Source organism: Streptomyces sp. JJ38, from assembly GCF_019303475.1.
In the GTDB taxonomy this organism is placed as follows: domain Bacteria; phylum Actinomycetota; class Actinomycetes; order Streptomycetales; family Streptomycetaceae; genus Streptomyces.
In genome coordinates this window covers 1-18,732 of the sequence record NZ_JABLSI010000069.1, presented here as the reverse complement: position 1 = coordinate 18,732, position 18,732 = coordinate 1, and the positions used below count along the sequence as shown (strand labels likewise).

General features: G+C 71.6%; 17 protein-coding genes and 3 pseudogenes. 8 read left to right on the top strand and 12 right to left on the bottom strand.

Features of this window, described 5'->3' with window-relative positions; genetic code table 11:
- Positions 1–284, bottom strand: a pseudogene (locus HPT28_RS25030) (hypothetical protein); the annotation flags it as partial.
- Positions 285–434: 150 nt separating this feature from the next.
- Here HPT28_RS25030 and HPT28_RS25025 point away from each other — a divergent pair.
- Complete coding sequence (locus tag HPT28_RS25025; RefSeq protein ID WP_219093997.1) at positions 435–1,013, top strand: IS607 family transposase; 579 nt, start codon at positions 435–437, stop codon at positions 1,011–1,013.
- Positions 1,006–2,639, top strand: a pseudogene (locus HPT28_RS25020) (IS200/IS605 family accessory protein TnpB-related protein); the annotation flags it as partial. The gene HPT28_RS25025 and the pseudogene HPT28_RS25020, both read left to right, overlap by 8 nt.
- 921 nt (positions 2,640–3,560) lie before the next feature.
- Here the strand turns inward: HPT28_RS25020 and HPT28_RS25010 are convergent.
- Both HPT28_RS25010 and HPT28_RS25005 read right to left on the bottom strand, forming a co-directional pair.
- On the bottom strand, positions 3,561–3,770 hold the full coding sequence (locus HPT28_RS25010) for a DUF397 domain-containing protein (protein WP_219093995.1): 210 nt from the start codon (positions 3,768–3,770) through the stop codon (positions 3,561–3,563).
- Complete coding sequence (locus HPT28_RS25005) at positions 3,767–4,594, bottom strand: helix-turn-helix transcriptional regulator (RefSeq protein ID WP_219093993.1); 828 nt, start codon at positions 4,592–4,594, stop codon at positions 3,767–3,769. Before HPT28_RS25005 ends, HPT28_RS25010 begins: the two co-directional genes overlap by 4 nt.
- A gap of 108 nt (positions 4,595–4,702) precedes the next feature.
- On the opposite strand from HPT28_RS25005, the gene HPT28_RS25000 reads away from it, so the two are divergent.
- The 4 genes from HPT28_RS25000 to HPT28_RS24985 all read left to right on the top strand — a co-directional run bounded on the left by HPT28_RS25000 (position 4,703) and on the right by HPT28_RS24985 (position 7,436).
- The gene (locus HPT28_RS25000; protein ID WP_257579398.1) at positions 4,703–4,924 is read left to right on the top strand and encodes a hypothetical protein; all 222 of its coding nucleotides are present in this window, start codon (positions 4,703–4,705) and stop codon (positions 4,922–4,924) included.
- On the top strand, positions 4,921–5,202 hold the full coding sequence (locus HPT28_RS24995) for a hypothetical protein (RefSeq protein WP_219093991.1): 282 nt from the start codon (positions 4,921–4,923) through the stop codon (positions 5,200–5,202). Before HPT28_RS25000 ends, HPT28_RS24995 begins: the two co-directional genes overlap by 4 nt.
- Entirely contained in the window at positions 5,199–5,597 is a 399-nt protein-coding gene (locus tag HPT28_RS24990) for a hypothetical protein (protein WP_219093989.1), read from the top strand. Before HPT28_RS24995 ends, HPT28_RS24990 begins: the two co-directional genes overlap by 4 nt.
- 693 nt (positions 5,598–6,290) lie before the next feature.
- Complete coding sequence (locus tag HPT28_RS24985; RefSeq protein WP_219093999.1) at positions 6,291–7,436, top strand: methyltransferase domain-containing protein; 1,146 nt, start codon at positions 6,291–6,293, stop codon at positions 7,434–7,436.
- Between the two features lie 76 nt (positions 7,437–7,512).
- Here the strand turns inward: HPT28_RS24985 and HPT28_RS24980 are convergent.
- From HPT28_RS24980 to HPT28_RS24940, 9 genes and pseudogenes are all read right to left on the bottom strand, one after another.
- Positions 7,513–7,699: pseudogene (locus HPT28_RS24980) on the bottom strand (IS21 family transposase); the annotation flags it as partial.
- Positions 7,700–7,948: 249 nt separating this feature from the next.
- Complete coding sequence (locus tag HPT28_RS24975; protein ID WP_219093987.1) at positions 7,949–8,476, bottom strand: hypothetical protein; 528 nt, start codon at positions 8,474–8,476, stop codon at positions 7,949–7,951.
- Positions 8,477–8,723: 247 nt separating this feature from the next.
- Complete coding sequence (locus HPT28_RS24970) at positions 8,724–9,206, bottom strand: hypothetical protein (RefSeq protein ID WP_219093986.1); 483 nt, start codon at positions 9,204–9,206, stop codon at positions 8,724–8,726.
- 497 nt (positions 9,207–9,703) lie between these two features.
- Positions 9,704–11,074, bottom strand: a complete 1,371-nt coding sequence (locus HPT28_RS24965) for an NAD(P)/FAD-dependent oxidoreductase (RefSeq protein WP_219093984.1) — start codon at positions 11,072–11,074, stop codon at positions 9,704–9,706.
- A 383-nt stretch (positions 11,075–11,457) separates the two neighbouring features.
- Complete coding sequence (locus HPT28_RS24960; protein WP_219093982.1) at positions 11,458–11,949, bottom strand: peroxiredoxin; 492 nt, start codon at positions 11,947–11,949, stop codon at positions 11,458–11,460.
- A gap of 11 nt (positions 11,950–11,960) precedes the next feature.
- The gene (locus HPT28_RS24955) at positions 11,961–13,715 is read right to left on the bottom strand and encodes an SDR family oxidoreductase (RefSeq protein ID WP_219093980.1); all 1,755 of its coding nucleotides are present in this window, start codon (positions 13,713–13,715) and stop codon (positions 11,961–11,963) included.
- Positions 13,712–14,575, bottom strand: coding sequence for a M24 family metallopeptidase (locus tag HPT28_RS24950; RefSeq protein ID WP_219093978.1), 864 nt, complete (start codon positions 14,573–14,575; stop codon positions 13,712–13,714). Before HPT28_RS24950 ends, HPT28_RS24955 begins: the two co-directional genes overlap by 4 nt.
- A gap of 61 nt (positions 14,576–14,636) precedes the next feature.
- Positions 14,637–15,737, bottom strand: a complete 1,101-nt coding sequence (locus HPT28_RS24945) for a PDR/VanB family oxidoreductase (RefSeq protein ID WP_219093976.1) — start codon at positions 15,735–15,737, stop codon at positions 14,637–14,639.
- A 34-nt stretch (positions 15,738–15,771) separates the two neighbouring features.
- The gene (locus HPT28_RS24940) at positions 15,772–16,692 is read right to left on the bottom strand and encodes a metal-dependent hydrolase (RefSeq protein WP_219093974.1); all 921 of its coding nucleotides are present in this window, start codon (positions 16,690–16,692) and stop codon (positions 15,772–15,774) included.
- A 221-nt stretch (positions 16,693–16,913) separates the two neighbouring features.
- Between HPT28_RS24940 and HPT28_RS24935 the strand changes: the two genes are divergently transcribed.
- Complete coding sequence (locus HPT28_RS24935; protein WP_219093972.1) at positions 16,914–17,243, top strand: hypothetical protein; 330 nt, start codon at positions 16,914–16,916, stop codon at positions 17,241–17,243.
- A complete protein-coding gene (locus tag HPT28_RS24930; RefSeq protein WP_219093970.1) occupies positions 17,231–18,583 on the top strand; it encodes an EsaB/YukD family protein in 1,353 nt (450 codons plus the stop codon). The genes HPT28_RS24935 and HPT28_RS24930 overlap by 13 nt, the downstream gene beginning before the upstream one ends.
- Positions 18,584–18,732: the final 149 nt, after the last annotated feature.

Below are 18,732 nucleotides of genomic sequence, written 5' to 3'. Positions count from 1 at the left end.
CGCGGCGGCGGGGCGTCGGCGGGCGCGGTGCGCGGCGGCGGCTCGGGGGCCCTGGGCCGGGCCAGGTCGCGGACGGCGGGCAGGGGCGGCAGATAACGCAGCAGTCGGGCGCGGACGTACGCGGCCGGGCACTGGACGCCCTCGGGCGGCGACCCCTGGGTGACGGCCGCCCGGATGGCGTCGGGCCGGCTGCCGCGCAGCAGGTACTGCCCGGCGATGTGGGCCAGCCGGGCGCCCTTGGTGGCGGGCACCGCGAACTGGGCGTCCACCCGCCCGAGCTGCACCAGAACGCGTTCGGCGTGCTCGGCGTACCGGGCGAGCGGGCCGGTCAGGGCGGTGATGCCCTCGGGGAGTGGGAGGGGGGTCGGGAACTGCTATCGAGTAAGTGTCCATGAGTGTCTTTTAGATGTCACGAGTGCTGTATGGTCTTGTGTATGAACCTGACGGAATGGGCGCGCGCACAGGGGATCGCCCCGCGTACTGCGTACCGCTGGTTCCGTGAGGGCACGTTGCCGGTCCCTGCGGAACGAGTGGGGCCGCGCACGATCCTGGTGAACATCAACGCGAACACTTCACCCACCGTGACCGGTGGGGTCGGCCTGTATGCCCGGGTCTCGTCTCACGATCAGAAGCCGGACCTGGAACGGCAGACGGCCCGTCTGTCGGCGTGGGCGGCGAAGGCCGGGCACAAGGTTGTCCGTGTCGAGTCCGAAATCGCCTCGGGCATGAACGGTTCCCGGACCAAGGCCCGTCGGCTGCTGGCCGATCCGAAGGTGACGACTGTCGCGGTCGAGCACAAGGACCGCCTCGGCCGGATGAACGTCGAGCTGGTTGAGGCCGCTCTGTCCGCGACGGGCCGCCGTCTGGTGGTACTGGATGACGGCGAGGTTGAGGACGACCTGGTGCGCGACATGGTGGAGGTACTGACGTCGTTCTGTGCCCGCCTGTACGGCCGCCGCAGCGCGAAGAACCGAGCCAAGAAGGCCCTTGAAGCGGCGGCAGCCGATGAGTGAGCCGAAGAAGAAACAACTCCGCATCATCGACGACCCGTTCGTCGCCGTCGGCCCGTCCGGTGTGGCGATACGCGACCGCCTCAAGCACCTCACTGCCGAAGACGAGAGAGTATTGCGCCTGATCGGCGAACACCAGGGCCGCCTGGCCTCCTATGACCTCAAGGCCCGCTGCGAAGCGGGGAAGGATCACGACAACGACGCCTGGGCGGCCCGCAAGCGGGACCTCACCGAGCAGTCCTCCTCCCGTATCGCCGGCTCGATCACGAAGGCCACCCACGACCAGTACGGGCTGGCCCGACGCTGTCTGCTCGCGCATATCCACAATCTTGAGACCGGTATCCGCACGCTGCGGCATCGTCTGTCCCTCGCCGTCGGCGAGAAGGGAAGCAAGCGAGCACCAGGCGGCTACCGGTCCAAGAGCGAGTGGTTCCACAAGTCCCGCCGCCTGCACACGTTGGAACACCGTCTCGAATTGGCCCGCGACGACTGGGAAACCGGCCGCGTCCGCGTGGTTCGCGGCGGCCGACGGCTGCTCAACACCCGGCACAACCTGGACGCCGCCCAGCTCACCGAAGCCAAGTGGCGGCAGCGGTGGGAAGCAGAACGGTGGTTCCTCACCGCCGACGGAGAGTCCGGAAAGCGGTACGGCAACGAGACCATCCGCGTCACACCGGACGGCGAGGTCTCCATCAAACTGCCCGCCCCGCTCGCCCACCTGGCCAACGCCAAGCACGGCCGGTACGTCCTGGTCTCGCAGGTGGCGTTCGCGCACCGGGGCGCCGAGTGGGCCGACCGCATCTCGGGGAACCGGGCGGTCGCGTACCGCATCCACCTGGACGTCGAGCGCGGGCGTTGGTACCTGACCGCCTCGTGGCAGAAGCCCGTGGTGAAGACGATCCCGCTGGAGGCAGCCCGCGCCGAGGGCATGGTCGGGTCGACACCAACGCCGACCATTTCGCCGCCTACCACCTCGACCCGCACGGCAACCCCGTCGGCAACCCCAAGCGGTTCTTCTACGACCTGTCCGGCACCGCACAGCATCGTGACGCCCAGGTCCGCCACGCCATCACCCAGCTCCTGCACTGGACCAAGCAGTACGGCGTCACGGCGATCGGCATCGAGGACCTCGACTTCGCGGCCGAGAAGACCCGCGAGAAGCACGGCCGTAGGAAACGGTTCCGGCAGCTGATCTCCGGCATCCCCACCGGCAAGCTCAAAGCCCGTCTCGTCTCGATGGCCGCCGAGCAGGATCTCGCGATCGTCGCCGTGGACCCGGCCTATACCTCGATGTGGGGCGATGAACACTGGCGTAAGCCGTTGACCAGTAACAAGCGAAAGATGTCCCGACACGATGCCGCTGGCATCGCGATCGGGCGACGCGCCCTCGGGCACCCGATCCGGCGACGGACGGCACCGCCCCACGACGACCAGAGCGATCGTCGTGGGCATCGGACCGTCCAGGCCGAACCGGGCGCACGGGGGCGTGAGGAAACCCGCCCACCCGTCACGGAGCGTGCACACGATGAACGTACCCGAACGGGGACAACGAGAACGCGGGAGACCAGCGCATCCAACACCGTTCGGGATGCGCGCAGTTCCGGGACGTGGCATCAGATGTCACTCCTGGATCCTGTTCAGGAACGGTCTGGTTTCCCGCCGTCTTGTCCCCCGGAGGGGGACGCCGCCGGGTACGCCGGACGGCGCCCGACCCGGCCGCCGGTTCGGCGGCCACAGCGCGGGCCTTGACCGTGCCGGGCCCGTACCAGGCCACGGAGTTGAGAATGCGCACCCCGAGGCGCCGGGAACGGTCGGTGTCCTTGCCGAGCCGCGCGGCCTCCTCGGCGGCCTGCCACCCGGCGGCGACCTCGTCCGGCGTCCGCAGCGGGACGAGGGAGGCGAGCCGCTGGTCACGGATGCGGCCCTCGCGGTCCTGCCGCTTGCGGGCGTGCCAGTGCCCGTGGGCCCGCAACGTCTTGCGGGCGGCGTTCATCTTCTCCTTGCCCATGCGCAGCCCGCGCGCGACGGCGTCACTGTTGCGGGCGCTGCGGGGCGGGAGCTTGACCATCGCCTGGAGCAGGCGCACGGCGGCGTCGGTGAGCCTGACATCGTCGATGAGCGCATCGGGCGTTTGCAGGAAGGGGGCGCGCGGGGGCGCGCTACGATCGCTGGGCATCGTCAGTGGGGTCCGTCCACTCGTCGGTGTAGGCTCCCGCGGCGGTGTTCGCAGCACCCCGCGGGGGCTGCCTCGTCACCCAGACGACGCAGCACGTGACCCAACGTACACCTGTCGCCCGAGCCATCCGCCAACTCGCGCCCAAGCGCCACCCGCACGCAACCCACGCCCCCCGGCCGGCCAGGGATGGGGCGTCTACGTGTCAGACCGAGCGCTCGACCAGGTGCCTCCCGAGTCTGCGGTTCATCATCTCTGCCCGCCTGGCTCCCGTAACGCAGGGAGGATGAACAGTGCCCCGCCACGCTTCCCAACTCGGGGACGTGGCGGGGCTTTCGTCTGCGCATCCTGCGAACGTGTGCGGTTGGCCCGACTCGTCAGACGTTGCCGAACTCTCCGCCCTTGACGCTCGACACGAAGGAAGCGAACGAGTCGGCGGGGAAGTCCAGCACCGGGCCAGCGGGGTTCTTGGAGTCGCGGACGGGGACCACACCGCGCGGAGCAGCAAGGTTTGTGGCGACCGCGATGCACTGGCCGCCGTTGCCGCTGTAGGAGGACGTGACCCAACGGGGGGATTCGGTCGTCACGGGGTGCCCTTTCGAAGCTGTTCGATCATGTCTACAGACGCCGCCTGGGACAGCGCTTCGCCCTGTAGCTGATGGTAGGCCGCCATCAGTGGAAGCACGAACGTGCCTTCTCGTTCGAGATGGCCTCGATGAGCGGACTCGGCGTAGGACACCAACGAGCGGTCCGGCATCGTGAGCACAGTGACGGGCAGGCTGAACGGTCTGCGTGCTCCCATGGAGAACGGGGCAACCTGCAACACGGTGTTCGGCTGCTCGGCGAACTCAAGCAAGCGTGCGAACTGGGCGCCCATGGTCGAGGGGGCTCCCATCGGGCGACGGATGCACCCTTCATCGAGCACTGCGGTGATCAGAGGTGACGGCGATCGCTCAAGGCTCTTTTGCCGCTTCACTACGAGCTCGACCCGTTCATCCGCTTGTTCAGAGGTGATCGCTTCCCGTCGCACCGCGTCCGCTTCCAACGCCGCCGCGTACTCGGGCGTCTGAAGAAGACCGGGGATGACGCCCACCTCATACAGCCGGATCTCTGCTGCCCGTGCTTCAAGGGCAACGTACTCCGGAAACCCTTCAATGAGCGCCGTGTGACGAGCGGCCCGACTCTGGCGCTCGAACATGTCTCCGGCCCCAAAGGCTCTGTCAAGGCTTGCCGCAAATCGACGAGTTGGCGGGCGGCGGCCAGTTTCCACGGCGGAAATATGCGCTCCGGAGCATTCGGCGCGCGCAGCTAGCTCGTCTTGAGTCCAACCCCGTTCGTCACGCAACGTGCGTAGTAGCTGCCCAAACCGCGCGCTAGGCGACGCTTCTGGGTCCAGCTCCTTCCGGTTCAACGGTCACCGCCTAACTCAACAAGCAATTTCCGTAAGTTGAAGACAGTTCTGACTCTAGGTCACGCTGAGCCGCACCGGTAGTGAAGTCGCTACGCAGAGGAGCGGCCGGTGTCAGACGTGAACGAACCCGCGGACCGGCAGGGGCACTTCATCCCTGCCGCTGACGCGGAGCCGGGGCCCGCGAGCCCCGAGGACGACCACGACGAACCCCAGGGCCACGACGAGGCGGAGCCGGACGCCGGAGGCGAGGACTCCCCGTTGTTGCGGCGGCTCCGGGCGCGGGTGAACGAGGAGAACGACCTACGTCGATCCGTGCGGTGGGTGCCGTGACCCCGACTCGTTGGCGCATCGCGCTCGCCCTCGCCTCAACTGCTGGAGCGGCACTGGCTTGGCGCCGCTGGGCCCGGGCCGAGCGGCCTCGGGCGGCCTTCGCCGAGTTGCAACGGCTGGAGACGGAGCACGTGTTCCGCGCGTCCTTCCTCGCCGAGCTGGACGCGGCGATCGTCGCGCGGGAGCAAGGGCGTACGTCCGAGTTGGAGGCCGTGGACGCGGCGGCCGGGCAGCTCCTTGACGCGTTCCGTCCGGACGACAGTGAGCGTGCCCGATGAGCCGAGCGCACTATCTCGCGGAGACGTACGGGGGTGACGCCCGGACGACTGTCTGTCTCGGCGCGTTCGTCGCCCCCACCCGTCGGCTTGCGCTGCGTTGGCTCAGGCGGCGGGCTCGACGGTTCGCGGATGCCCTCGACCCCGACCCGTCCACGCCCTGGATTCCGCCCCTCGCGCTGCAACGCGTCACGCACGCCGAACACGACGCACCCGCCGAACTCCGGGCTTGGGCCGAGGACGGCCGCGTACAGGAAGCTGCGTTGCGGCGGCTCACGGAGGGGCTGCCCTATGAGTTCGTCATCCACGATGACGCCGGTTGGTACGCGTTCAGGGCGCGGCCCCTGGCCGTGCTGAGCCGCACCAGCAGCCCCGCCCTTTCTCGGTCGTCCGTATGACGGCCGCAGTCAGGGCGTCCCCGCGGAGCCCACTGCCGTAAGACTCCGCCCCGCCACATAGGCCCCGTCCGTGGACGGCATGGTTCCGTGACTCGCTCTGTGGCGGGGCGGAAGCCAAGCCCCGGTCAGCCTTCAGCACGCGGTGCGGCGGCCGACCGGTAACAACTCTGCTCGAACCGCCCGCAGCGTCTCCCGTGCCGATCGCATCGCTTGAGCTGGAGATCACCGGCAAGTGCCAACTCGCTTGCACGCACTGCCTGTCTGATTCGAGCTCGCAGCGAGCCACGGCACCATGACGCCTGCCGACCGGCGCGCGGCGCGCGCCGAGCTGGAGTCCATGGGTGTCGAGCACATCACCACCGACCGAGCACGGGCAGTCGGACGCGCCGCCCTTCCGGGACAGTCGCCCACGCTGGACGAGATGTGCGGCCGGTGCACCCGCGGGCGTGCCGCCGTCCTCCCGAACGGTGACCTCGCCGGCTGCGTGCTCTCCCGAGACTTCCCGGCGGGCAACGTGCGAGCAACCCGGCTCGCTGAGCTGCTCGGCGGGAAGGCATGGGCAGAACGCGCCGCGAAGATCCCGCCGCGCGTTGTGGGCGCGGACTGCAATCCGAACCTTGATGGTGAAGACTGCGCGCCCGCAGAGCAGGAAGCATGCGTGCCCGCGTACGAACGGAAGGGGGCACCGTGCCCATGGACTGGGAAGAACACGCCGAGCGGCTGGCCGAGCACGTCACCGACCCCGATTCGCGGTGGCGCCTCCCGGTTGCCAAGGTTGCCCGACATGAGTTGGTCCCCCGGTGGTGGGAATCCGACGGCTCGGGCCGATGGGTGGCGCATGACGGTTCCAGTAACCGGGACGCATGGGCCGAAGCCGCCTACGCGAACCGTTCGTTGGTGACCAAGGTTGGCCCGCTCCACGCCGACCACGCCGAGCCCGGCGACCGGGCCGAGGGGCGCCCCACGTCATCCGCCACGCTGCCGAGCTTGGTCGTCAGGATGCTGCGACACGGGCGGCTCGGGGACGGGCTGTCCCTGCTGGACTTGGGGACCGGAGCCGGCGGGCTCACCGCTTACGCCTGTGATCGGCTCGGAGACGGGAACGTGACCAGCCTGGACGTGGACCCGTACCTAGTCAGTGCAGCGCGGAAGCGACTCGCGGACATGGGCTACCGTCCGCAGATGCTCACGGCGGACGCCACCAAGCACGTACCCGGCTCATACGACCGCATCGTGTCCACGGTCGCGCTCCCTTGCGGTGCGGGGCTGCGGGAGGTGCTCAGTGCGTTGAAGCCGGGCGGGCGGATCGCCACGACCCTTGCCCGCACGTCCATGGTCGTTACCGGGTGGAAAGACCGGAACGGGGACGTGGTGGGCCAGGTGGAACGGGAATGGGCGGGATTCATGCTCACCCGTTCCGGCGACGACTACCCGCCCGCGCTCGCAGAGCTGTTCACGCTCGCCCGCGAGGGGACCGGGGCCGACACCAGCACCGGCCGCTACCCCGTGGTGGACGTGGCCAACGCATGGGAACTGCGGTCCATGCTGGAAGTCACCACGCCCGGTGTGGAGCACGGATTCGCCACACACGGCCGAACTCGCACCGCGTACATGGTCCACCCGGACGGTTCATGGGCACGTGCGGCCGCCGAGTGGACCGACCCGCCCGAGGTGCACCAGAGCGGCCCGCAACGCCTCTGGGACGCCCTTGAACGCATCCGTACCCGACTGAACACGGAAGGTGCGCTACCGCTGTACGGCGCACACGTCCGCATCACGCCCGACGGCGTCGTACATCTGTCCCGCGGGAAGTGGCAAGTTTCCATGGGTGCTTCGTAAACCCTGGCGCGGTGGGCCACTCGTTCAACAGCTCACCGCGCCGAACCGTGGCACTCCCGAGCGGGATACGCCCGGCCGTCGGCTCCGAGCCGCCCTTGGTCTCCGGGCTGGCGGGCAGACAGGTGCGTATGGTCGTGCCGTGGTGCCGGGCGACCGCGGGGCTCTCCGGGTTGCTGGCGACGTGGTCGGGTGGTGACCGTCTTCTCGTCGTCCGTGAGGACGTAGACCGGGAGTCCGCCGATCCGGCGGAACGTCGTATCCAGTCACGCGGACCGGGCGGGTACCCAGTCCGCCACACCCCGGCGTGGAGGCACGTGGGGCCGTGCGGAACATGACCTGCCCGCCACCTCGCTGAGCCGGGCGGGGCCGCCTCAGCGAGGTGGCGGGGCTTCAGGCCAGGAGCTTGACCATCGCCTGCAGCAGGCGCACGTCGGAGTCAGTGAGCCGGACGTGCGGAAGGAACGACTACCGCACGTACCCCGACCTGTGGATCTGCGGCTATCTGCACACCCTCAGGCGACCAGCCCAGCGTATTCAGCGCCACCGAACACAGTCGAGGGGTCTCCGTTGGAGTACTTGCCACCGGCCCTGATCTTCACCTTCCGCCCTTCGGCGAAGGAGAGGTTGGCGGTGTACGAGGTTCCCGGCTTGAGGGTCCACGTATCAACGTGGGCCCACGAGTTGTGAGGGTAACTCCAAGCGTAGACCGTGAAATTGATGTCCGTGTTCTTGTGAGTGTTGCGCATCTTGACGTACTCGCCCTTGGCGATGAACTCGATGCGGCCATAGACGCCAGTGGCGTCATGTTGAACACGCAGGGCGCCGCTGACGCCTCCCGAGTCACCGTCGTTGACGTCCCGGGCGCAGCTTGCGGTGTAGGAGCTGTTGGTGGTGTCCCTTGAGCACGAAACCAAGACCGGAGCGGCGTTGGCTGAGGGGGCGACAGCCAGGGGGAGGGCCACGGCCGATGCCACCGCTGCCAATACCGTCTTCACCGACATGTTGCCCAAGCCGCCCGTACGACGCATGAACTTTCTCACCGAAATGACCCTTTTCGCTGGTAACTGCAACTGATCACCAACGATGGCAGGCTGAACCCTGCGTCCCGCTGCGATGTGCGGAGCTCTGCCTGATCCCGAGGATGGCACCCGGTCTGACCTGCGAGCATGGCGTACGGGACGGGACAAGTGGGGACGGCGGGACGTCATCACGGGACACTCCCCGGCCGTGCCCCCTCGCCGTGGTGGTGAGGGGGCACGGCGGACGTGGGCCTTCCGCGTGTCAGGCTCAGCGGAAGCTGAAGGTGGCACTCACCGACGCCGGATCGGGGCAGAGCCAGCCGCCCTGGTACAGCGGGATGTCGGCGTTGGCCGTGTACGTGCGGGTGTCTCCGTCGCGCTGCGCCGAGACGTCCGACGCCTGGTACCGGCACGTCACGCCCCACACCGTGACGGAGACGTCCAGCAGGTCCACGGTCGCCGTGCCGTTCGTGTCGTCGAACGTCACGGTCGGGTCGTTGTTCAGCGCCGCGGTGGTGCTCCCCGTGCAGCTCAGGTTGCCGCCGGGCTGGTTGATGGTGTCGTTGTCGACCGTCAGTGTGTTGGGGGACGTGTCGCTGGTGACGCCGTCGGTCCAGCTGCAGGTCTGGCCCTCGGCGGTGATGGTTCCGTCGACGGCCCCCTGGGCCGCGTGGGCCGGGCCGGTCGCCAGCCCGGTGACGGCCAGCGCGCTCACCAGCACGCCGATGGCCTTCGGTGAGATACGAGACATGTGCGCCCGCCTTTCCGCGAGTTGCGCATGGTCGAGTTGATCTACCGGCCGGTAACTGACTCGAAAGTAAGCGTGAGCATGACAGGCGTCAATCCTTCGCGTGCTACTCCGAGTAAGACGTAACTCCTTTTCAATGCAGGGCAGTTGGAATGCGCGGCGCAGCTCGCCGCCGCGCCTCGATGTGCCACGGGTGACGCCGGGCGCGGACCAGGCCGTCCGCGCCCCCGGGGCCGCGCCAACGGGGGGTCGGCGTCCATGCCGACGCGGGAGACGGCTGCGAGCGGTGTGTCAGGGGTGGCGCCGGGAACGGCGGACATGTCCTGGGCATCGGTGAGGTTCAGGTGCTACGTGGTCATCCTCGCGGCCCGCCCCGGAGAACGGGCGTCCGTATGTCGGCGGCGACTCCATGGCGTGAGGGGTCCGTCCCTGTGTGATGTCGGGCTGTCGCGTCACGGGTGTGGGTGGATGCGGCGTCGGCGGCGTGGCTGCCGACGGGGTCAGTGCGGGCGGGACAGGCTGGCCCGCACTGCTGTGGCGGCCCTTTCGCCCGATGCTGCCGCGTCGGCGAGGGACGGCATGTCGAGCTGGTAGTCGCCGGCCAGGTAGACCGGGCCGAGGGGCTGGCGCAGTGTCGGCAGGGAGGCGCGCTTGCCGGGTGCCCAGAACGGCACGACGCGGTGGTGGCGGCGTACGATCCCCTTCCCGGTCCGGCCCTCGAGTTCCGGGTAGACGGAGATCAGGTCCCGGGTGAAGCGGGCGACGATCTCCTCGTCGGGGAGCTCGAACAGGCCGTCGGCCACGGCGCCGCCCGCGAAGCAGGCCAGTGCGCCGCCCGGCTTTCGCGGGCCGGTGCCGCGGAGGGCGGCCGCGTGGTTGAAGATCGCCTGGAACGAGAGCTGTGGCGTGGACACGCCGTAGTAGTCGTCCCACCGCTGAGGGCGGCCCTCCTCCTCGGTGAAGAAGCCCACGACCACGTACCGGCCGTAGTGGATGTCGTCGAAGGCCTGGCGGTGTCGTGGCGGGAGGCCGGGCAGGATGCGCGTCGCCACGTCGCTGGGTACGGCCACGACGGCACGCTCCGCGCGCAGCCGCACCGGGCCGTCCTCGCCGGTGTAGTGGACGACGACCTCGTCGTCCGTCCACTCGACCGACCGCACGGCCGAGTTCAGCCGCAGACGGTCGCCGAGGTCGGAGGCGAGGATGTCGGTGAGGGTCTGGTTCCCGCCCTCCGGCAGGGAGAAGTTCGGGACCTTGGCCGGGTCCGCCAGGGCGAGTCCCATCGAGATGACGAACTGGGTCGCGGCCGTCTCCTGCGGCTCGCAGCCCATCCACTGCCCGGACCACGACCGGACCATGGCCTCCACGACCTTGGAACGCACGCCCCGGAGAACGTACGAGGCCGGTCGCGCGTCGAGTGCGGCGCGCGTCCTCTTCGCGAGGGCGTTCTCGGGGTTCAGCTCCAGGCATCCCGCTCCCGCGAGGATGCGAGCGCCGACCGCCATCATCCCGAGCCGGTCCCTCAGGGTCAGTCGGGAGCGGAACAGCAGGGCGACGGGGTTGGCCGTGTCGATCTGCTTTCCGTTGAGCGAGACGGCCACCTTCTTGCCGGCCAGTGTCCCCATGGTGATCTGGTGGCGGTCGAGGGCCTCGATCAGGGTGCCGGTTCCCTCCGTGAACTGCGTTCCGACGTTGATCCAGTAGTCGCCCCTGCGAACCGTCTCCACGCGGCCGCCCGCCCGGTCCGCCGCTTCGAGCACGATGACGCCGTCCTGGTCGGACAGGGTGGTGGCCGCCATCAACCCCGCCATGCCCGCGCCGATCACGACGATCTTGCAGGTTTCCTCACGTGCTTCCCGTGGTGTGGCCATGAGCCTCTCCGTTCTGCCGCAGCGGCCGTACGGGCGCGGCTGGCGGTGCAGCCGAAGCGCCATACTCGATTCCGATTCGTATTCGAGTTTAGCTCGTGATCCGGTTCTTGCATCCTCGCTGGAGCACCCGACGGCCTGTCGCCGTGGAGGCGGGGTGTCCAGGGCAGCCCCCCACCGGGGTGCCGGGTCCGCCAAAAGGCCGCAGGGCCGTCACCGTGGGGCTGCACGGTGACGGCCCTGCGGCCGTGCTCTCCGCCTCCGCGGCGGCCCCGGGCCGCCTGAGCCCGAGGCGCCGAGGGTTCGTCGCAGAGGGTTATCCGAGATCGTTTTTCAGTGATGTCCGGCTTGCTTCGTCGCGGTCGACGTCGCGGGCCCGCGCGCCCTCACGCCGGGTCGGCGGCCAGCGCGGTGAGGTGGGTGCGGAGGGTTTCGGCGGACTGGAAGCCGAGGCCGGCGAGGGCGACGTGCTTCCAGTGGACGCGGCCCTCGGCGTCGAGGATGAAGACGGAGCGGCGCAGGCCCAGCCCGGGGACGGCGATGCCGTACGCGCGGGCGACGGTGCGCTCGGTGTCGGCCAGCAGCGGGAAGGCGAGCCCGTGGGCGCGGGCGAACGCCTCGTGGCTGTCGAGGCCCTGCGGGCTGATGCCCCAGACGGTGGCGCCGAGGTCGGTGAAGGCGGCCAGCTCGGAGGTGTAGGAGCAGAGCTGCTTGGTGCAGACGGGGGTGTTGTCGCCCGGGTAGAAGACGAGGACGAGCGGGGCCCCGCGGGCGGCGCTCAGGCGGTGGGTGTCGCGGTGCGCGGCGCCGTCGCGCAGGACGACGCCGGGCAGCTCGAAGTCGGGGGCGGGGGTGCCGGTGCCGGGGCTTTTCGCCACGTGAACGTCCCTTACTTGAGGTCGAGGCGGGCGGCCAGGCGCAGGAGGCCGGGAGAGAGGCGGCCGAGGACGCGGGTGGCCTTCGCCTCGAAGGTTACGGGGACCACAGCGCGGTTGGCGCGGACGGCCCGGACGATCTCGTCGGCGACCTTCTCGGGCGGGAAGTTGCGCCGCGCGTACATGCCGCTGACCCGCTTGCGGCGGGCGTCCTGCTGTCCGGCGTCGAGGCCGGAGAAGGTCGCCGTCCGGGTGATGTTGGTGTTGACGATGCCGGGGCAGACAGCGGTGACGCCGATGCCGGAGGGGGCGAGTTCGGCGCGCAGGCAGTCGGAGAGCATGGCGACGCCGGCCTTGCTGGTGGAGTACGCGGAGAGCATCTTGGACGGCAGGTAGGCGGCGGCCGAGGCGACGTTGACGATGTGGCCGCCCTTGCCGCCCTCCTCCATGAGCCGCCCGAAGGCGCGGCAGCCGTGGATGACGCCCCACAGGTTGACGTCGAGGACGCGCTTCCACTCCTCGGAGGTGGTCTCCAGGAAGGTGCCGGAGTGGCCGATGCCCGCGTTGTTGACGACGATGTCGGGCACCCCGTGCCGCCCCGCGACCTCGGCGGCGAAGGCGTCCACGGTGTCGCCGTCGGAGACGTCGACGTGGTGGACGGTGGCGGAGGCGCCCAGCAGGCGGGCGAGTTCGGCGGTGCGTTCGGCGCCGTGCCGGTCGACGTCGGCGAGGACGACGTCGGCACCCCGCTCGGCGAAGGCGAGGGCGGTGGCGCGCCCGATGCCGCTGCCCGCCCCGGTGACGACGGCGAGTTGCCCTGAGAAGGGCCCGGTGGCGGGCTTGGCGGTGGCCTCGGTGGCGCCCTGGGCCGCGAACTCGCGCACCATCCCGGCGACGGCGCTGCCCTTCTCCAGCAGCGCCGACCAGTGCGAGGCGACGAGCGAGCGGCGCACGAGCCGGGGCGCCCACTGCTCCAGGCCCTCGGCGAGGTCGGGGGAGACGTAGTGGTCCCTGGTGAGGGTGACGAGCTGGACGGGCACCTGGGTGGGCCGCAGCCGCGGGTGCAGCACGCGGGGGAGCATGTTGGCCCGGTAGAGGGCGATGCCGCGCACCGCGTCGCGGCGCAGGGTGGACTGCGGGTGGCCGGGGCGGGGCGTGACGCCCTCCAGGCGGTGCAGGACGGCGGGCCACCCGGCGGCGAGCCCGAGCCGCCAGACGGCGGGGGCGAGCAGGGGCAGGTGGAAGGCGTAGATGTACCAGGAGTGCGCGGCCTGGGCGAGGAGTTGCCGCAGGTGGCGTGGGGTGGGGCGGCGCAGCCGGTGCCGCGTCCAGTGGCCGACGTGGTCGAGGCAGGGCCCGGAGAGGGTGGTGTAGGACGCGATGCGGTGCTCGGCGCCGGGCCGGGTGACGGCCTCCCAGCTCTGGATGGAGCCCCAGTCGTGGGCGACGACGTGCACGGGCCGGTCGGGGCTGACGGCGTCGGCGACGGCGTTCAGGTCGTCGGCGAGGTGCTCCAGCCGGTAGGCGGCGCGCTCGCGGGGCGCGGAGGAGGCGCCGGCGCCGCGCACGTCGTAGCGGACGACGTGATGGTCGGCGGCGAGGTCGGCGGCGACGTCGTCCCAGACCTGGTGGGTGTCGGGGTAGCCGTGGACGAGCAGGACGGTGGGCCGCCCGGGCTCCCCCTGCTCGTAGACGGCGAGTTCGACGCCGGTGGAGTGGACGGTGCGGCGCCGGACGGCCGGGGCGCTGTTCGGAGGCGTGGTGCTCATCGGGCGGCGAGTTCCTTTCCGCGGCGGACGTGGGGGAGGTCGTCGTCGAGCCAGTAGGCGTCGTCCTCGGTGACGACGAGCAGCTCCTCGAACTTCAGGCCCACGTCCCGGAACCCGACGTGCGGTTCGACGGCCCACAGGCCGGGGGTGGGGGCGTGCCGGGAGGCGCGGCCGTCGGCCCACAGGGGCGAGCGGCCGTGGAGCCGCTCGCCGATGAGCTCACGGCCGAGGGTCTGGAGGGTGCGGACGCCGAAGCCGAAGAGGGTGACACCGGCGGGGCCGCGTGCGGTGTTGCGCGTGACCTGATGGCCGATGACGCGGCCGGGGTAGACACGGTGCCGGTTGTCGTAGCCGTGCCGGGCGATGAGCGCGTCGACGGCGGCGTACACCTCGTTGAGCGGAGTGCGCTCGCGCACGAGGTCGACGATGAGTTCGCGGTAGTCGAGCAGGTCGACGGCGATGCGGTCCCAGATGGGGTTGTCGCCGAGCTTGCCCGCGTAGCCGATGTCGGCGGTGTAGCCGTCGACCACGGGCGCGCAGTCGAGGACGAAGGGCATGCCCTCTTCGAGGCGGCGGTTCGAGGCGAAGAACTGGAGCGGGGTGCGGAAGCGCCGGAAGGCGGTCCGGTCGCCGAACCAGGCGAAGGGGATGTGGAAGTAGTCCTCGACGCCCTCGGCGACGAGCTCGCGGCGCAGCCGGGCGGCCGCCTGCCGTTCGGTGACGCCGGGTTCGAGCCAGTCGGCGGTCTTCTCGGCGCAGCGGTAGGCGAGTTGCTGGAGCGCGCGGAACCGGTCGAGGTCGTGTTCGGTGAACGGGAAGGCGGGGCGGGCGGTGCCGCGCCGCGCGGGGCTCTGGTTCATCGTCTTCGTCGTTCCCCTTCGGGACGGGCCGGGCCCGGTGGGCGGGTCATCGGTGGGTGGGTCAGAGGTCCAGTTCGAGGCGTTCGCCCTCGGGGGCGCGGGAGACGCACACGAGCATGTCCCCGTCGGCCCGTTCGGCGGGGCTGAGCTTGCGGTCGCGGTGGTCGACGGTGCCGGAGACGACGCGGAGCCTGCACACGCCGCAGAAGCCCTGACGGCAGGAGTAGGGCGTGCCGGGGTCGTTCTCGCGCAGGACGTCGAGGGCGGAGCGGTCGGCGGGGACGGAAAGGACGGTGCCGCTGCGCCGCAGCCTCACAGTGAACGGTTTCCCGTCGACGATGGGCGCGGCGGCGAACCGTTCGAGGTGCAGGGCCGTGGCCGGGGCGGCCTCGAAGGCGGCGCGGACGGCGTCGAGCATGGGCCCGGGGCCGCAGCAGTAGACGGCGGCACCGGCGGGGGCGCGGCCGAGGAGGCCGGCCACGTCGGGGACGCCGTCCTCCTCGTCGGTGAGCAGCTCCACCCGGCCGGGGTGACGCTCGGCGAGCGCGGCGAGTTCCGCGCGGAAGGGGAGCGAGGCGCGGGTGCGCCCGCAGTGGACGAGCCGCCAGTCGAGGCCGCGCCGGGCGGCCTCGTGGGCCATGGGGAGGATCGGCGTGATGCCGATGCCACCGGCGAGGAGCAGGACGGCGGGGTCGGCGGCGAAGGGGAAGGCGTTGCGCGGGCCGGCGACGGTGACGCGGGTGCCGACGGTGAGGGCGTCGTGCACTTCCCGGGAGCCGCCGTCGCCGTCGGGGATGCGGCGGACGGCGATGCGGTAGGCGTACCGCTCGGCCGGGTCGCCGCACAGGCTGTACTGCCGCTTGCGTCCGGACGGCAGCAGCAGGTCGAGGTGGGCGCCGGGCTGCCAGGGCGGCAGGGGCGCCCCGTCGGCCGCGGTGAGCCGCAGGGCGACGACGTCGTCCGCCGCGGCCTCCCGCGAGGTGACCGTCAGCCGCAGCGGCGGGCGGTGGGTGCGGGGGCGGCGGCCGTACCGGTCCTTGTGGGTGGCCACGGCGATGTACCGGTCGGCGAAGGCGTCGAGGAGGCGGAGGAAGAGGTCGGGGCGGCGCCGCCCGAACAGGCTGGGCGGCGCCTGGGTGGGCGGGATCGGATGGCGGCTCATGCGGGGGTCCTCGGCGGGGTGCGGCTGGGGCGGGTCAGTGGGCCGCGGCACGGGCCGCGGGGGAGGAGCCGAGGTAGGCGACGGCCTGCCGGGTGCAGCCCTCCTGGGTGGGGTGGTAGCTCGGCTTGAAGTACCGGACGACGGAGTGGGCGCCCTTGCGCAGGTCCGGCAGCAGCCCGCGGCGCGCGGCCCGCGCGTAGCCGCGCCAGGTGGGCCGCGCGCCGGGGTGCAGCCCGGGGTCGGCGGCCATGAGGAACCGCGTCCCGCGGACCCACAGCTTGAGCAGCACCGTGGCCGAGATGACCATGGCGCGGCCGCGGCGTACATAGCTCGGGTCGAGGTGGCACAGCAGGTCGTAGGCGACGCTGCGGTGTTCGACCTCCTCGGCACCGTGCCAGCGCAGCAGGTCGAGCATGGTGGGGTCGGTGCCCGCCCGGTCGAGCCCGTCGGCGCCCAGGACCCAGTCGCCGAGGAAGGCGGTGAAGTGCTCGACCCCGGCGATGATGGCGATCCGCTCGACGAGGTACTCCCGGGCCCGCTCGGGCGACAGCCCGGGGCGGTCGCCGAGGACCCGGTGGAAGATGAACTCCAGGTGTTCGACGTAGGGGCGCGGGTCGAGGCCGTGGGCGAGCATGTGGTCGAGGACGCCCTGGTGGGCCTCGGCGTGCAGGGCCTCCTGGCCGGTGAAGCCGAGGACCTGCTCGCGCAGCTCGTCGTCGGTGATGAGCGGGATCGCCTCCTGGAAGGTGCGGACGAACCAGCGCTCCCCCTCGGGCAGGAGGAGGTGCAGCACGTTGATCACGTGGCTGGCCATCGGCTCGCCGGGTATCCAGCGCAGGGGCAGGCCGTTCCAGTCGAACGCGACGTCGCGGGGCTGGAGGACGAGGTTGTCGTGCTCTTCGGAGGTGTCGGCGGGGGCGGGGCGGGCGTCCGTCCCGGGGGCTGGCTGCTGCATGGCGTCCTCCCGAGGTGTCCGGGTTACCGGAGGGTTACTTCAAGGTAAGGCTTGCTGACAAAATGTCAATAGGTGGGTGGGAGGCAGGGCACTCCCGCCGCGGGCGGCCGGGCGCGGGCCGTGGAGCCGCACCGACGTGGACAGCGGCGCTGCGGCGGGTCGTAAGGTGTTGCCGCGCGGGGCGCGGGGGCGCCCGCGCGAACACGGGCGGAAGGGAGCCGATGGCTCGGGACTACGACAGCCAGTTGCTGGAGTCGGTCGCGGTTCGGCGCCGACGGCTGCGCGACGCGCTGCTGTTCGGCTCGCGGCGCGTGCGCCGCACCCTGGACGGGAATCTGGGCAAGATCTTCGGTGGGGTGGCCCTCGCCGCGGTCCTGTGCGCGGGATGCGTGGCGTGGTCGTTCGTCTCCGAGCGGATGTTGAAGCACGACGACAAGGCGTCCGGCCCCGGCGTCGAGGCTCCGGAGACGACGCCGCGGGAGACGGGGCCGGCGCGGGAGCAGGCGCGGGCGGCTGACGGAGCGGGGCGGGCGGCCTCATGGCGGGCGTGACGGACCAGCGCCCCGGGCTCAGCCGGGTGACGCTCGTGGGGGAGCGGCGGCGCGTGGACCTGGTGCTGCCCTCGCAGGAACCGGTCGGCGACCTGCTGCCGGACGTGCTGCGGCTGCTCGGCGACAAGGCGGCGGCCCGGCCCGGCCTGCGGCGCCTCGTGACACCCGACGGCGCGGTCCTCGCGCAGGAGGACACGCTGGCCTCGGCCGGCATCCTCGACGGCGCGGTGCTGCGCCTCGTGCGCCAGCAGGAGGCGCCCGCCGCCCCCGTCGTCCACGACGTCACCGACGAGACCGCCGACGACCTGGACGTGCGCAACTGGCGCTGGGGCGAGGGCACCCGGGTGTGGACGGCCGGTGTCGCCCACGTCCTCCTCGGCCTGACCGCCGCCGTCTCCGCCCGGATCTGGCTGGGCGCCGACACCGTCGGGGTGTGGCTCGTCGTCGCCGCGGGGGCCGCGGGTGCCCTGGGCGCGGCGGCCGCCGCGCTCGGCGGTCGGACGGCCTCGGGCGGGCGTGAGTCGGGCGCGTCGCTGATCCTGCTCGGCGGAGTGCTGGGCGCGTACGGCTGCTGGGTCACGACCGACGGGGCGGCCGCGCGGCTGGCCGCCGTCGGCGCGGTCGTCGCCCTGGCCCTGGCGCTGCTCGGCGTCTGTACCGGGCTCGGCCGGTGTGCCCTGGTCGGCGCGGGCGCCGTGGCCGTGGCGGTGGGCGGCTGGGAGCTGGCCCTCGCTCTGACGGACGCGGTCGGGGCGGGCCTGGTGCTCGGCGTCGCCTCCGTGCTCGCACTCGGCTATCTGCCCCGGTTCGCGCTGATGGGGGCCGGTTTGACCCGGCTGGACGACCAGCGCTCCGGGGGAGCCCCGGTCAGCCGCCACCGGGTGGACAACGCGCTCGCGGCCACCCACCGCGGGCTGGCCCTCGCGACGGTCGTGGCCGGGCTCTCCGCGGTGGCCGCCGACTGGCTGACGGTGAGCGGTGGCCCGGACGGTGTCCCCGCCTGGGAGGTCACGTCGGCCGCGCTCTTCGCCGTGATCCTCCTCTCCCGCGCCCGCGCCTACCCGCTGGCCGTCGAGGTGGTGGCCCTGCTGACGGCCGGGGCGGTGCTCGCCGTCCGGCTGCTCGTGCTGTGGGGCGAGCGGTCGGCGGCCGGGCCGCTCGCGGCGCTGGCCGCCGTGGCCCTGCTGCCGCTGGCCGCGCTCGTCATCCGTCCCCCGGACCACGTGCGGGTGCGGCTGCGGCGGATGGCGAACCTGGTGGAGTCGATCAGCGTGGTGGTGCTGATCCCCGTCGTGATCGGCGCATTCGGCGTGTACGGCCGACTGCTGGATACGTTCTGAGAGGGTCCCCATGGCACAGTCGGCGCAGGGTGACTGGCAGCACGACGGGCTCGGCGAGCTGAGCGGCGGCCCGCGGGGGGCGGCGGAGCCGCCCGCCGCGCCGACGCCAGGCGCCCCGCCCGCGCGGCCGCAGGCGGGGCGGCCGCAGG